This is a genomic window from Pyxidicoccus xibeiensis, assembly GCF_024198175.1.
Lineage (GTDB): Bacteria > Myxococcota > Myxococcia > Myxococcales > Myxococcaceae > Myxococcus > Myxococcus xibeiensis.
In genome coordinates, this window is the sequence record NZ_JAJVKV010000003.1 from 108,880 (window position 1) to 124,149 (window position 15,270).

Annotated in this window: 6 protein-coding genes; 1 reads left to right on the forward strand and 5 read right to left on the reverse strand. The window is 71.9% G+C overall.

Going from position 1 to position 15,270, the window contains the following annotated elements; translation table 11 throughout:
* Nucleotides 1-2 precede the first annotated feature (2 nt).
* Genes LXT23_RS13150 through LXT23_RS13160 form a run of 3 tightly spaced genes read right to left on the reverse strand, consistent with a single transcriptional unit; the run spans nt 3 to nt 8,940 of the window.
* Nucleotides 3-770, reverse strand: coding sequence for a thioesterase II family protein (locus tag LXT23_RS13150; RefSeq protein WP_253980515.1), 768 nt, complete (start codon nt 768-770; stop codon nt 3-5).
* Nucleotides 770-3,862, reverse strand: a complete 3,093-nt coding sequence (locus LXT23_RS13155) for a type I polyketide synthase (RefSeq protein ID WP_253980516.1) — start codon at nt 3,860-3,862, stop codon at nt 770-772. The genes LXT23_RS13150 and LXT23_RS13155 overlap by 1 nt, the downstream gene beginning before the upstream one ends.
* Nucleotides 3,859-8,940 (reverse strand): non-ribosomal peptide synthetase, encoded by a 5,082-nt coding sequence (locus tag LXT23_RS13160; RefSeq protein WP_253980517.1) that lies wholly within the window; start codon nt 8,938-8,940, stop codon nt 3,859-3,861. Before LXT23_RS13160 ends, LXT23_RS13155 begins: the two co-directional genes overlap by 4 nt.
* A gap of 375 nt (nt 8,941-9,315) precedes the next feature.
* Between LXT23_RS13160 and LXT23_RS13165 the strand changes: the two genes are divergently transcribed.
* The gene (locus LXT23_RS13165; RefSeq protein ID WP_253980518.1) at nt 9,316-10,935 is read left to right on the forward strand and encodes a bifunctional metallophosphatase/5'-nucleotidase; all 1,620 of its coding nucleotides are present in this window, start codon (nt 9,316-9,318) and stop codon (nt 10,933-10,935) included.
* Nucleotides 10,936-11,275: 340 nt separating this feature from the next.
* Here the strand turns inward: LXT23_RS13165 and LXT23_RS13170 are convergent, their stop codons facing one another.
* Nucleotides 11,276-13,741: a helicase-related protein gene (locus LXT23_RS13170; protein ID WP_253980519.1), complete on the reverse strand. Its 2,466-nt coding sequence runs from the start codon at nt 13,739-13,741 to the stop codon at nt 11,276-11,278.
* 82 nt (nt 13,742-13,823) lie between these two features.
* Nucleotides 13,824-15,143 (reverse strand): DnaA N-terminal domain-containing protein, encoded by a 1,320-nt coding sequence (locus tag LXT23_RS13175; protein WP_253980520.1) that lies wholly within the window; start codon nt 15,141-15,143, stop codon nt 13,824-13,826.
* Nucleotides 15,144-15,270 lie beyond the last annotated feature (127 nt).

The following is a 15,270-nucleotide window of genomic DNA, read 5'->3' on the forward strand; positions in this document are numbered from 1 at the left end:
CTTCAGGTCCTTGCGGGAGACGGTGGGGGGTGGCCCTGCCGCAGCCTCTCACCCAGGAGGTGCAGGAGCGTGTCCTTCTGCTCCCGCAGGTAGAAGTGGCCGCCGGAGAGCAGGCGCAGCTCGAACGGGCCGGTGGTGTGGGCCCGCCACGGCTCCAGGTCCTCTCGGGTGAGGTCGTCCTGGGTGCCGCCGATGACGGACATCGCGCAGTCCAGCGGCTCGCGGGCCTCGTGCCGGTAGGACTCCACGAGCAGCAGGTCCGCGCGCAGGCCCGGCAGGATGAGCTCGCGCAGCTCGGGGTCTTCGCGGAGCTCCACGGCCAGCTCGCCGTAGGTGGGCTCGAGCGCGGTGAGCAGCCCGTCCTCGTCCAGGTGACTCGCGGGGATGCCCCGGGCGGGCTGCTGTGGAGCGGGAGCCGCGGAGAGGAACAGCCAGCGAGGCAGCGCCCGGCCCAGGCCGCGCAGCCGCCGGGCCGTCTCGAAGGCCACGAGCGCGCCCAGGCTGTGCCCGAAGAAGGCGAAGGACGTCCCGAAGTCCACCGCGTCCACCAGGGTGTCCACCAGCGCGTGCAGCCGGGTGAAGGGCGGCTCCTCCGCACGCGAGCCACGGCCGGGGAGCTGCACGCCCCACACCTCGACGTCCCGGAGCGTGTCCGCCCAGCGCACGTACTCGCCCACGGAGCCGCCGCTGTGGGGGAAGCAGAAGAGGCGCACGGGGGCCTCGGGGCGCCGCAGGCGGCAGGCGAGCCAGGGAGAAGACAGGGTCATCATCAGCTCGAAGGAGGGCGTGCGGGTGGGCTAGAGGACGCCGCCTCTGCGATGTGGCGGGCCAGCCGGGCCACGGTGGGAGCGCGGAAGATGGCCTTCACGCGCAGGGGCGTGGCGATATGCGGACGCAGCCGCACGATGAGCTGCGCCGCCATCAGCGAGTCGCCTCCCAGCTCGAAGAAGTTGTCGTGGAGGCCGACCCGAGGCAGTCCGAGGACCTCCGCGAAGGCGGTGGCGATGCGGTGCACCGTCTCGTCTTCGCTCGCCGGCAGCCCCGGCGCGGCGGATGGAGGCACGGTGGCCGTGTCGTTCCGGGGTGCGCCGGGCAGACGTCCCTCGCCAGCGTCCGGCGCCTCGACCAGGTAGCGCTGACGCTCGGCGGGAGATACGGAGGCCGTATCGTTCCGGGGTGCGCCGGGCAGACGTCCCTCGCCTGCGGCCGATGCTTCCACCAGGTAGCGCTGACGCTCGAAGGGGTACGTCGGCAGGGGCACCCGTCGGCGCGGCGCGCCCGCGTGCAGACCCTGCCAGGAGAGCGACACGCCCGCGGTCCACAGGCGCCCGGCCGCGGTGAGTGCGCTGACCAGGTCGGACGTATCGTCCGCCGGGTGAGGGAGGGTGGCCACCGCGAGGTGCGTGCCCGCACCGGGATGCTGGCGCGCCAGCGTCGCCAGCGTCCGCCCGGGGCCCACCTCCAGGAAGATGCTGGTCGGGCCGGCGAGCAGCGTGCCCAGCGCATCGCCGAAGCGGACGGTGTGGCGCAGGTGCGCGGCCCAGTACGCCGGGTCCACCGCCTGCTCCGCGGAGACGACGGCACCGGTGAGGTCGGAGACCCACGGGAGCTGGGGAGGACGCCGCTCGACGCGCTGGACGCAGGCGGTGAACGCGGCGAGCGACGGCTCCACGAGGTGGGAGTGGCCTGCCCCCGGGATGCGCAGCAGGCGCGACTCCACGCCGCGCACCGTCAGCTGGGCCTGGAGGGCTTCGATGTCGGCCACCGCTCCGGACACCGTGCACTGCGCGGGGCCATTCACCGCCGCCAGGGAGAGCCCGTCCTGGAGCAGGGGCGTGAGCTCGGACTCGGGCAGCGGCACGGCCAGCATGGCGCCCGCGGGCAGGCTCGCGAGGATGCGCGAGCGCTCCAGCACCAGGTGCAGGGCATCCGCCAGGGAGAACACGCCGGCCACCGTGGCCGCGGCATAGGCCCCCAGGCTGTGCCCCACCACCGCGGCGGGCTTCACGCCCCAGCGCTTCCACAGGCGCGCCGCTGCGTACTCGATGACGAAGACGGAGAGCTGGCCGGTGACGAAGTCCCCCATCCGCGCGGAGGCCCGCTCGAGCGCGGCGGAGTCCGAGGGCTCGGGGTGGAGCACCGTGCGGAGATCGAAGCCCAGCAGGGGTGTCAGGCGCGCTCGGCACTCGTCCACGGCCTCGCGGAAGGCCGGCTGCGAGGCATACAGCTCGCGGCCCATGCCCACGTGCTGGCCACCGTGGCCGGGGAACATGAACACCACCGGGCGCTCTCCGGGCACCACGCCTGGTGCGCCCTCCTGTTCCGCCAGCGCACGGAGGACCTCGGGCGTGTCGTGCCCCACGACGAACCCGCGATGCGCGAGCGCGGGACGTCCCACCTGGAGCGTCCAGGCGACATCACCGAGGGGCACCTCCGGGTGCTCGCGCAAGTGGCCACCGAGCCGGTCCACGGCCCGCGCCAGCGCGGCGGGGCCATGGGCCGACCACACCAGCAGCTGTGGGGCCCGCGAGCGCTCGGAGGTGATTGACGCGGGGGCCTCCTCCAGCACGACGTGGGCATTGGTGCCGCCGATGCCCAGCGAGCTGACGCCGGCCCGCCGGGGAAGGCCACCGGTGTCCCAGGCCCGCAGCTCCGTGTTCACCCGGAAGGGGCTGTGCTCGAAGTCCACCTCCGGGTTGGGCTGCTCGAAGTTCAGGCTGGGAGGAAGCTTCCGGTGCTCCAGCGAGAGGACCGTCTTGATGAAGCCCGCCACCCCCGCCGCCGCGTCCGTATGGCCGATGTTCGTCTTCACTGAGCCAATCCAGCAGAAGTGCCGCTGGCGCGTGTCGAACGCCTTCGTCAGCGCGGCGAGCTCGATGGGGTCTCCCAGCCGCGTGCCCGTGCCGTGGGCTTCGATGAAGGTGATGCTCTCGGGCACCACCCCGGCTGCGCGTTGCGCGGTCTCGATGACGCGGGCCTGTCCCTCCACGCTCGGCGCGGTGAAGCCCATCTTCCCGGCCGCGTCATTGTTGATGGCGGACCCTCGCAGGACGGCGCGGATGGTGTCCCCGTCCACCAGGGCATCCGCGAGCCGCTTGAGCACCACGAGCCCGGCGCCATTGCTGCCTACGGTGCCCTGCGCGCGCGCGTCGAACGCACGGCAGCGGCCATCCGGAGACAGGGGCCCACCCTCGCTGTAGTGGCCGAAGCGCGGCGGCACGTGCACCGACGCGCCTCCGGCCAGGGCCAGGTCGCAGTCCCCCGCGAGCAGCGCCTGGGCGGCCAGGTGGATGGCGACCAGGGACGTGGAGCAGGCCGTCTGCACGGTGACGGCGGGGCCGCGCAGCCCGAGCTTGTAGGCCACCCGGCTGGTGAGGAAGTCCACGCCCGTGGCCAGCCGCAGCTGCCAATCACTGGCCCCTGCCAGCAGCTCCCGGCGGGAACGGAGCGCGGACAGATAGGACGTCTCGCTCCCTCCAGCGTAGAGGCCAATGGCGCCCCGGTAGCGCGCGGGGTCATACCCGGCATCCTCCAGCGCCTCCCGCGCGCACTCCAGGAACACGCGGTGCTGCGGGTCCAGCATGAGGGCTTCCAGCGGCGAGCAGCCGAAGGCCGCCGCGTCGAATCCGTCCGCCTCCGCCACCAGGCCGAAGGCGGGCACCTCCTCACCCACGGTGCGCTCACCAGGCGGCTGCTCGCAGGGAAGGCCATCCGGGCCGAAGAAGGTGATGGACTCGACGCCGCGCGCCAGGTTGGACCAGAACTCCGCGGCGTTGGCGGCACCGGGGAACCGGCACGCCAGGCCCACCACGGCGAGGTGCGCGGAGCGGTCCTCCTCCTCCAGTTCCAGGGAGGCACTCATTCCGCTTCCTCCCGGGTGCTGCTCGTGGCCAGCCGTTCCCGGCGGCTCAGCAGGCGCTCGCGTCCACTGCGCCGCTGCTCCTGGCGCTGCGCCTGTGCGGCCGCCGCCTCTCCGCCATCGTCCTGCCCCTGCAGATGCGCGGCGAGGGCCCGGACGGTGGGGAACTCGAACAGCTTCACCATGGGCACGTCATGGCCCAGGTGGCGTTTGAGCAGGTACTGCACCTGCGCCAGCAGCAGCGAGTGTCCGCCGAGGTCGAAGAAGTTGTCCTCCGCGCCCACCCGCTCCAGGCGCAACGTCTCGCACCAGAGGCCGGCGAGCTGGCGCTCCAGCTCGCTCGCGAGCGGGACCTGGGGGGCCTGCGTCGCGGGGGCAGGCTCGGGCAGGGCCCGCTCATCCACCTTGCCGCCGTGGGTGAGCGGCAGCGCCGTCAGCTCCACCCAGGCGGAGGGAATCATGTAGGCCGGCAGCGCGCGGGCGAGGTGCTCGCGCAGCCGCGCGGGAGAAGGCATGGCCTGGCCGGCAAGGGGGACGACGTAGCCGACCAGCCGCGGCTCTCCGCCCGGAGGACTCCAGGCGCGGACGTGGGCCTCGGCGAGCCAGGGAGACGTGCGCAGCAGCGCGGAGACCTCCGCCGGCTCGATGCGGAAGCCGCGCAGCTTCACCTGCGCATCCACGCGCCCCAGGAACTCGAGCGCACCGTCCGGCCGGGAGCAGACACGGTCGCCCGTGCGGTACAGGCGCGCCCCCGGGCGCGAGGAGAACGGGTCGGGGATGAAGCACGCGGCGGTGAGGTCGGGGCGGTTCAGATAGCCCCGCGTCACCCCGGCGCCGCCGATGTACAGCTCGCCCGCGACACCTGGGGGCACCGGCTGCAGCTCCGCATCCAGGACATACGCCGTGGCCCCGTCGATGGGCCGGCCGATGGCGGGCAGCGCCGCGTCCGGGCCGCCGGGGAGGACCTCGCCGGAGGTGGCCGTCACGGTGGTCTCGGTGGGGCCGTACTGGTTGAACAGCCGCCAGGGCAGCCCGGGCGCCGGACGCACATGGAGCCGGTCTCCGCCCGCGAGCACCGTGCGCAGCTCACACGCAGCAGGCCATGGCAGGGCCAGCAGTCGCTCGGCGAGCGCGGTGGGCAGGTCCGTGAAGGTGATGCGCTCGGAGAGGAGCCAGGCCTGGAGCCGCTCCGGAGACAGGCGCACGTCCTGTCCGGGGACATGCAGCGTGGCGCCGGCGGTCAGCGCGGGCCAGACCTCCGCCACGGACGGGTCGAAGGCCGGAGAGTAGAGGAGCGTGGTGCGACTGCCCGCCTCCAGGCCGAAGGCGCGGCGATGCCAGCCGACGAGCCGGGCCAGCGAGCCGTGCTCCACCATCACCCCCTTGGGCCGGCCCGTGGAGCCGGAGGTGTACATGACGTACGCCAGCTGGTCGGGCCGCACGGCGGTGGAGAGGTGGCCGCGTGGCGTACCAGGAGCGCGGAAGTCCTCGATGCACACCCGCGCCAGCGTGGCGGGGAGCCGCGAGGAGAGCGCTCCGGTGGTGACCACCTGGCGGACGCCGGCATCGGCGAGGATGAGCGCCAGCCGCTCCGCCGGGTGCTCCGGGTCCAGGGGCAGGAAGGCGGCGCCGGCCAGCATCACGCCCAGCTCGGCCGTCACCAGCTCGGCGCCCCGGGGCGCGCAAACGCCGACGACCGAGTCCGCCTCCTGCTGGCGCAGGTGCTCGGCCAGCAGCGTCGCGCGCCGGACCAGCTCCGCGTAGGTGAGTGCCCCCGCGTCGTCACGGACGGCCACCGTGTCGGGCGTTCGCAGGGCCTGCTCCAGGACCTGCTGGGGCACCAGCGGCTCGGTGGTGGACGTGGCGGGGCCATTCCACCCGACCAGGAGGCCATGGCGTTCCACGTCCGTGAGCATCGGCAGGCGCGACACCGGCGTGCCGGGGCTGGCCACCGCCGCCTCGAGCAGCCGCAGGAAGTGCGTGGACATCCGCTCCATCGTCGCGCGGTCGAAGAGGTCCCGGTTGTATTCCCAGATGAGCGAGATGCGGGCATCGCCTCGCGCCGGGTCTCCCAGGTGCCGTCCGGCATGTGGAATGGCGACGACGTCCAGGTCCACCTTCGAGGAGCCGTTGCCGCGCTCGAAGATGGTGCAGGACGCGCCGCCGAGCTGGGGGCTGGGCACGGCCGAGTCGTGGAAGCTGAACATGGCCTGGACGAGCGGGTTGCGGCCGGGGTCGCGCTTCACGCCCAGGGCCTCGACCAGCTTGAGGAAGGGATACGCCTGGTGCTCCGCCGCCGCCGTGGTGAGGTCTCGCACCTGGCGGACCAGCTCCCGGAACGACGGCGCGCCGGAGACGTCACACCGCAGGACGACGGCATTGACGAACATGCCGATGAGGCTCTCGACGTTCCGGATGCCGGCCCTCGCGGCGAAGGCCGAGCCGATGCACAGGTCCCGCTCCCCGGTGTAGCGGTGCAGCAGCGTGGCGAAGGCGGCGAAGAGGGCGTTGAAGAGGGTGACGCCTTCCTGCTGGCAGAAGGTGCGCAGCGCGCCGGGCAGCGCGGGCGGAAGCTCCAGCCGGAGGAGGTCACCGTTGAAGGTCTGCACGCGCGGTCGCGGACGGTCCGTGCGCAGTGGAAGCACCTCGGGCGCGCCGGCCAGCCGCTCGCGCCACCAGGTGAGCTGGGCCTTCATCGCCGGTGAGTCGAGCGCCGCGCGCTGCCACGCGGCGAAGTCGCCGTACTGCACCGGCAGCTCCGGCAGCGGCGATTCCTCTCCTCGCAGATAGGCGTTGTAGAGCGCGTCCAGCTCCCGCATCAGCACGGAGAAGGACGCACCGTCGTGGACGACGTGGTGCTCGACGAGGACGAGCTCGTGCTCGTCCGGGGCCAGGCGGATGGCGCTCCAGCGGACCAACGGCGGCTCGAAGAGGGAGATGGGCCGCCGCAGCTCCTCGCGGATGGCCTCCTCCCGCTGGCGCTCGCGCGCGTCCCCGGGCAGCCCGCTCAAGTCCAGCAGGGGGACCCGCACCGGCGTCACCGGCAGGACGCGCTGCCACGGCCGGCCGTCGGCCTCCTCGTAGGTGGTCCGCAGCAGCTCGTGGCGCCGGGTGATTTCCGTCAGCGCGCGTTCGAGCACCGCCAGGTCCAGCCTGCCCAGCACCCGGAGGGTCGTCTGGGCCTGATAGGAGATGCTGTCGGGGGACAGCTTCTGGAGGAACCAGACCTGCTCCTGCTGCACGGAGAGCGGCGCCCGCTGGCGGTCGGCGACACGGACCACGGGCGGCAGCGCAGCCTTCGCGGGAGCGGCACGTCTCGCCTCCAGCACCTCGGAGAGCGAAGCGATACGGGGGTGGGCGAAGAGCTCCCGCAGGGACAGGGAGAGGTGCAGCGCGTCTTCAATCCGGGTGGTGATCTGCGTGGCGAGGAGGGAGTGACCTCCCAGCTCGAAGAAGTCGTCCTCGATGCCGACCTGCTCCAGCCGCAGCACCTCCTGCCACACCCGCGCGAGCCCCTGCTCCAGCTCCGTGCGGGGCGCGACGTAGGGGCGGCTCCGGGGCGCGTGGGCGGCCGGAGCGGGAAGCGCCTGGACATCCACCTTGCCGGTGGGGCCGAGCGGGAGCGCGTCCACAACGACGAACGTCCGCGGCATCATGGCCTCGGGAAGCCAGGCCCGGAGGTGCTCGCGGAGCTGCTCCGTCCCGGGCACAGCGCGCGCATCCCGGGGCGCGAACCACGCCACGAAGGAGACGTCCCGAGCCTCCTCCCCGGTTCCGGTGCTCCGCGCCAGGACATGCGCGGCCCCCACGTGTGAATGGGTCAGCAGCGCGGCGGTGATTTCCGCGGGCTCGACGCGGATGCCACGGACCTTCACCTGCCGGTCCGCACGGCCGTGGAACTCGAGCGAGCCGTCCGGCAACCAGCGGCCGAGGTCGCCCGTGCGATACAGGCGCTCGCCGCCGGTGCGGGCGAAGGGATGGGGGATGAAGCGCTCGGCGGTGAGGTCCGGTACGCCCGCGTAACCACGCGCGAGCCCCGGACCTCCGATGAAGACTTCCCCTGTTTCCCCAGCGCCCACGGGCCGCAGCTCCGGGTCGAGGACATGGACCTCCGTGCCGTCGATGGGGCGGCCAATGGACGGCAGGCGCTCCTCCCCCGACGCGCCTCCAGGCGGGACGATGCCCGAGGTGCAGTAGATGGTGCACTCGGCGGGGCCGTAGCCATTCACTAGCTGGAATGGCAGCCCGGGCCTGGGGCGCACGTGCAGCCGGTCTCCGCCGGTGAGCAACAGGCGCAGGGCGCAGGCCTCGGGCCAGGGAAGCGGGAGCACGCGCTCCGCGAGCGGGGTGGGCAGGAAGACGAAGGTGACGCCCCGGGCCAGCAGCCACTCCTGCAGCGTCCGGGGCGACAGGCGGGTCTCCTCGTCCGCCGGCAGCTCCAGCCGCGCGCCCGCGGCCAGGGAGGGCAGGATGGACATGACCGACGCGTCGAAGCCGAGCGAGGCCATCACCCCGACGCAATCCTCGGGCGACAAAGCGAACGTGTCGCAGTGATACCGCGTGAAGGCGGACAGGGCGCGGTGGGGGATCATGACTCCCTTGGGCAGCCCCGTGGAGCCCGAGGTGTGGATGACGTAGGCGAGGTGTTCCGGCAGGACGCGCACGTCCGGATTCACGGCCGGGAACGACGAGAGCTCCACTCCCATGGGAGAGAGGACCTGGAGGCCAGCCGACGCGAGCCGCTCCACGGCAGGCCCCGTGCCGATGACACAGCCCACCGCCGCGGAAGTCGCCATGTATCGCAGGCGCTCGGGCGGAGTGGACGGCTCCAGCGGAAGCCAGGCCGCTCCGGCCTTGAGAACCCCCAGGACGGACACCACGAGCTCCACGCTGCGTGGGAGGCAGATGCCGACGATGGATTCCGGCCCGACGCCCCGCGCGAGCAACGCATGTGACAGCCGGTTCGCGCGCTCATTCAGGGCGGCATAGGTAAGGGAGCTGCCTGCCTGGCTCACCGCGACATGGGAGGGAAGTTCGGTCGCTCGTCGCTCGACGAGCTGGTGCACGAGGGGCAGCAGCAAGAGGCCTCCGGCCGGCGCCGCACGTGGAGTGCGACGCGCCCGCACAGGCGGGTTGGGGCTATGAAACAAGATGCTTTATCAGCAGCAGCCAGGAAGCCCAAGCCCCCCTGCCCCACCCTACGTGCGAGGGCAGCCTGGCTGTGCTCATCACTCCGTGGCACATGCCTCAGCAATGCCTGTCATTCCCACCCTGCACATTGACTTTTCTTTGGCGTCTCGAATAGAAATTCGCATTCCCTGCTCTCCACGAGACTCTTGATGCCCGCCTCCGGTCGGTCCTACGTGCGTTGGTGCCTCCCCCTATCCCTCCTCGTCGCAGCGGGAGTTCCGAGCGCCGACGCGCAAGAGCAGCACAAGCAACCGCAAAACAAACACGTGCAATTGCGCCTGCTCGGGCTCAATGACTTTCACGGCCACCTGAAGGCGGACGACCCGCCGCTGTCCCGGAGGCAGGACCCGAGCCAGACCCCGGTGGGCGGCGTCGAGTACCTCGCGACGACGCTTCAGCAGCTGCGCGCGTCCGCGCCGGGCTCCACGTTGACGGTGGCGGCGGGCGACCTCATCGGTGGCTCCACCTTCATCTCCGGCCTCTTCCAGGACGAGCCCGCGGTGGAGGCGCTCGACGCGCTGAAGCTGGATGTGTCCAGCGTGGGCAACCACGAGTTCGACGAGGGGACGACGGAGCTGCTGCGGATGCAGTACGGCGGCTGCCACCCCGTGGCCGGATGCTTCCTGCCCGGCGTCACCTATCCCGGTGCCCGGTTCCGCTGGCTCTCGGCCAATGTCGTCCAGAAGCGCGATGGGATGACGCTCCTGCCCGCCTACGAGGTGCGCGACGTCCAGGGGGTCAAGGTCGGGTTCATCGGGATGACGCTCGAGGCGACGAACACGCTCGTTTCGCCTGCCGGCGTGTCCACGGTGGACTTCCTGGACGAAGTGGAGACGGCCAATCTCTATGCGCGCGCGCTGGTCCGCCAGGGCGTGAAGAGCATCATCGTCCTCCTGCACGAGGGCGGGCTCCAGACCGGGGCCTACAACGAATGCGCTGGCATCTCCGGGCCGGTCGCTGACATCGCCGCGCGGCTGGACCCGGAGATTGACGCACTCATCACCGGGCACACCCATGAGCCGTACATCTGCAGCATCCCCGGTCCGGACGGCCAGCCGCGCCCCGTGACGAGCGCGGCCTCGTACGGCCGGGTCGTGACGGAGCTCAACCTCGTCCTCAACCGCTCCTCCGGAAACGTCATCCCGGAGCGGACCACCGCGTTCAACCACCTGGTCACGCGCACGGTGGCGAAGGACCCGGTCCAGACCGCCATCATCACCAAATGGAATGCCATGGCCGCGCCGCGCGCCGCGCGCGTGCTGGGACGCATCAGCGCCGACATCACCGGGGATGCGAGCGGCAACCGTGGCATCGAGACGCCCATGGCGGATGTCGTCGCGGACTCGATTCTGTTCGGGACCGAGGGGGCGAAGGGGGGCGCGCAGCTCGCCCTCACCAACGTGGGCGGCGTGCGGGCCAGCCTCCGCGCCGGCACCATCACCAATGGCGAGCAGCCGGGAGAGGTCACCTACGAGGAGGCGTACCTGGTGCTGCCGTTCGGCAACCTCCTGGTAAGCCTGGACCTGACGGGCGACCAGATTCGGCAGATTCTGGAGGAGCAGTACCAGCCGGTGCCGGCGCGCGGCGCGCGCCCCATGCTGGCGCTGGGGGTGTCGCACGGCTTCACGTATGAGTGGGACGCCACCCGGCCCCAGGGCAGCCGTGTGGTGCCGGGCTCCATGAAGCTGCATGGCGTGCCGCTCGACCTCGCGGCCACCTACCGGGTCGGGACGCTGAACTTCCTCGCGGACGGCGGTGACCTCTTCACCACGTTCACGCAGGGGCAGAACCGCCTGGGCGGACCGGAGGACCTCGAGAACCTCGCCGCCTACCTCGGCGCGGTGGGCCTGCTCTCGCCGCCTCCGGACCGGGTGACCGGGCTGTAGTCGTCAACAGAGCGCACGACGTCCAGCACTGCGACGCTACACGCCAACGCGTCGCGGCGTATTCAATTGAACGGGGCCTGCTGCCTCGGTGCTTGACCGGGCCACCTGTCGTGCTTCTACTTTTCGCACTCCTCGCGCGGACCGGCTTGCCTGTGCGCGCGCAGGAGCTCACGCAGTACACACCAGGAGTACACACATGAAGATCAAGACCAAGGTTCGCGGCGGTCCCCGTAGCTGTGGCCCCGCGCCCGTGCTCGCCTGATTCACTTCGCTGCTGTCGACGGGCGGAGCATCGCCCGTCGACGGCTGTTTCCGGGCAGCCTCCAGCTCAGGGAGCCCTTCACTCAGGCTTCAGCCCGCCCCCGGTGCGCCCGCCTTCCCCGGCGCCGCTCCTCCGCGGGTTCGGGTGCGCGCCAGCGTGAGCCTGTGGCGCCGCGGCTCCACTCTTGTCAGGCGCCGTCCCCGGCGGATTCCCGCCCCGCCTTCTCCGCCGCCGCCTCTTCGACGCAGCGCCGCCGGACTGCCCCCCGAGCTCTCGCAGCACGCGCGTGCGAACGCCGCTCTCCAGCTGCAGCTCCTGCATGAGCGCATGCGCCTGCCGCGCCCCCTGCGGGTGGCGCAGCGCCTCGCTGAGCCGCTCGACGATATCGATTCGCAGCGCCACGGGACCGAGCACCTCGTAGCCGAAGGCACGCGCCTCCCGGCCGCCCAGCGCCACGGCGTCGAGCACCGGCGCCCCCGGAACCCCCTGGGGGGAAGGTCTCTGGTGGAACAGCGCCGTCAGCATGCAGCGCCTCTCCAGGGCATGCGGCGCGAGCGCTTCGGCGACATAGAGGAAGCGCTGCCCCTCGCGGACACCTTGCGCCCTCAAGCGCTCCCGGGACTCCTCGTCCAGGAGCCGCCACTGCTCGCGGGCCTCACCCTGGGAAATCACACCCAGCCCCTCCGCGAGGCGGTAGGCGAGCCCCCGCGTCGCCGCGGAGCGCCCCGCGCCAGCGAGCGCCTCGGCCGGAAAGCCGCCCATCGCCTCGGTGACCAGGTCTCTCGCCAGTGCCAGCAGCCGGCGCTCGAGCCGCTGCCGCGCGCCTCCCGTCCACACCTCCGGCTCAGCCAGCGCGAGCTGCGGCGAGCGCCGGTCCTTGCCGCGAACCAGCCGGGCCAGCGGCTGCCCCTCGAACGAGATGCGTCCCAACGCATCCACCTCGAAGGCCTCGTGCGTCGCGTCGACCACCTGCTGGACGAACTGCTCCTCCGTCATCGTGCCGCCATCACCGAGCGGCGCCTCTCCCAGCAGGAGCCCCAGCTTGGCGAAGGGACTGTCCGACGTGGGCGGCGGGTGGGCCGTGGCCCTCACGAAGCGGCGGGCGCTCTTGCGTGCCGCCCGCTGCACGAAGCGCTCCACCAGCCGCTCATGAAGGGCATCGCCCAGCGCGTCCTCGATGCCGCGGGTGCGCGCCTGCCAATGCTCCGCGTCGTGCAGCCAGCCCGAGCGATGGCTGATGTACGTCCAGATGCGGATGGCCGCCAGCCGGTCCATCAGCGTGTGGATGTCTCCCGAGACATCGTCGAGCGGCGACACCTGCTTCGCCAGCCAGTCAGCGTCCAGCCTCCCGTCCCCCGCGGTGAGCTGGAGGAAGGTCTCCCGCAGCAGCGCGACGTGCTGACCGAAGAGCCCCTTGCGGAAGTCCGGAATCTGGCAGACCTGCCACAGCAGCTCGACCGTGGCCCGGTGGGTGGCGACGTCCCGAACGGCGGGGACGTGCGAGAGGTCCTTGAGCGCGTCGAAGTCGTCCGCGCGCTCCACCCGGACGAAGGCACTGTGTCCCGGGGCCCGCGACAGCGAGTCCAGCAGGGCCTCCGGGCTGGAGAAGTCGAGCGCGGCATTGCGCCAGATGAGGCTGCGCACTGCAGGGAACCGGTGTGACTCGATGGCGGAAATCGTCCGGGGATGCAGCTCGGGCAGCGTGTTCAGGGTGCCGAAGCTGCCGTCATTCAGGTGGCGCCCCGCGCGGCCGGCGATCTGCGCCAGCTCGTCCGGGAAGAGGTCCCGCTGCTCGGCGCCGTCGTACTTGGAGAGCGCCGCGAAGGCCACGTGGTTGAGGTCGAGGTTCAGCCCCATGCCGATGGCGTCGGTGGCCACGAGGTACTGGACCTCGCCGGACTGATACATCGCCACCTGGGCGTTGCGCGTCCTCGGGGACAGCGCGCCCAGCACCACGGCCACCCCGCCCCGGAGGCGGCGCAGCGACTCGGCGAGCTCGTACACGCGGTCCGCGGAGAACGCGACCACGGCCGAGCGCGGAGGCAGGCTCTTCAAGGAGCGCGTCCCCGCATAGCGCAGCTGGGACAGGCGCGTGGCCCGCTTCAGCGAGACCTGCGGGATGAGCGACTGCACCATCGGCCGCATCGTGTCCGCGCCCAGGAACCAGGTCTCCCGGCGTCCCCGCGCATGGAGCAGCCGGTCGGTGAAGACGTGCCCGCGCTCCCGGTGGGCCGCGAGCTGGATTTCATCCACGGCGAGGAAGTCGACCTGCTTGTCGGTCGGCATCGCCTCGACCGTACATATCCAGTAGTCGGGACGCGGCGGCAGGCGCTTCTCCTCGCCCGTCATCAGCGCGACGCGCCCCTCCCCCACCCGGGCGGTCACCCGGTCGTACACCTCACGAGCGAGCAGGCGCAGCGGCAAGCCGATGATGCCCGAGTCGTGCTCGAGCATGCGCTCGATGGCACGGTAGGTCTTCCCCGTGTTCGTGGGCCCCAGCTCCGCCACGACGACGGACGAGCGGCTGGATGGGCTGGAGTTCATTGGCGGAGTTTAACCTCGCGAGGTGCCTTCCGCCCCGTGAGGGCAGCCCCACCTGGAGGCCCGGCCTGTCTCCCACGCCGGGCTACCGTGGGAGCCCCATCGCCGCCTGCGGCAGCTCCTCGCCCGTGCCCACGCGCCAGGTCACGCCCCGCAGGCCGCAGTCGCGAACGAGCTGTTCCACCACCGGGCCGTAGTTCTCTTCCACCCATTGGCGGAAGTAGACGTCGGGCGCGGCCAGGATCAGACAGCCGTCCTGCACATCCACCGGACGCGCCTTCTGGAGCCACAGCAGCGCGTAGCGCTTGCCCTGGTCATGAAGCCGCATGAGGCACTGCTGCCACGTGCGTCCCGCCGGGGTGGACACGTCCACGGACGGCGGCGAGGCCCCCTCCGAGACCTCACGCGCCTCGTTCGCCTCGTGCGGGACGTAGCGCACCCACACCTTCGGTGAGCAGAAGGCCACGGCCGTGCCCGCCGGCTGGCGGGAGCGGCCCCAGTCGGACTGGAGGTAGCCGCGGCAGGCCGACAGCAGCCGGCCCTCGTCGCCGCCCACCTTCGCCAGGGCGTGCCGGTACCAGTCCTTCCAGACCACCGGCATGTCCTCGCGAGGAACGCCCCGGAAGGACTGGGCGCGCTCGGTCTGGAAGCGCTCGAAGAAGGCCTCCGCCTGTCCGGGGGACACCGCCGCTGCCGGGGCTTCCGGCTCCGACTCGACGGAGGGCTGGGACACCGGCACCAGATGTGTGCCGTGGAGGGAGAGCTGGATGGGGTCGCCGTCCACCGACGGTGCCTCGTCCGCCGGAGGTGGCGGGGGAACGGGCGCGAGATGTCCCGGGGACATGCCGAGCTCGATCTCCATCGCTGCTGCTGCAGAAGAAAGAGTCTTCTTCTCGTTCTCCCTCTCCCTCTTCCTTCTAGCGGCGGATGTCCCGGGTGCGTCCGCGGGACGTCCGCCGGACGCGGCGGCGGCCTTGTTGGCGCGCTCCCGGCGCTTTCGCTCGGCTTCCTTCCTCCTCTTTTCGAGGACTTGCACGTAGCGGTCGCAGAGCGTGAGCCGGACGGAGTCCCCTTCACGCACGAGGATGCCGGTGCGCAGCAGCGTGTCCCAGAAGGCTCCGGGGGCGCCCGTCCACCGTACGGCGCCCTCGACCGCCTCACGCCAGATGGCCTCGTCCGTGGACGTGTCCCTGGACGTGTCCGCGGACGCGTCCAGCGGACGTCCGGCGGACGCGGCGAAGGGTTCGAAGCGTCCGGAGGGCAGGGCCTGCACGGCCCAGATCTGCAGCTCCACGATGGCGCCCAGGAATGCACGCCGGTCCATGCCCAGCAGGCGCGCGGCACCCACCACGGCGAGGCTCAGGGGAAAGCCCACGTCGACCTGAACCCAGTCCAACCCGCTCACGGTCCCTGCCTCCATGGGCCCGCGCGTGAGGCGCGGGCCCGTTGCGTACTTCCGGTGCTCTCGGGTGTCCGCATCCCCTGCTTGCCAGTGCGCGAGACACCCAGGTCACGCACTGCCCATGCCTGTT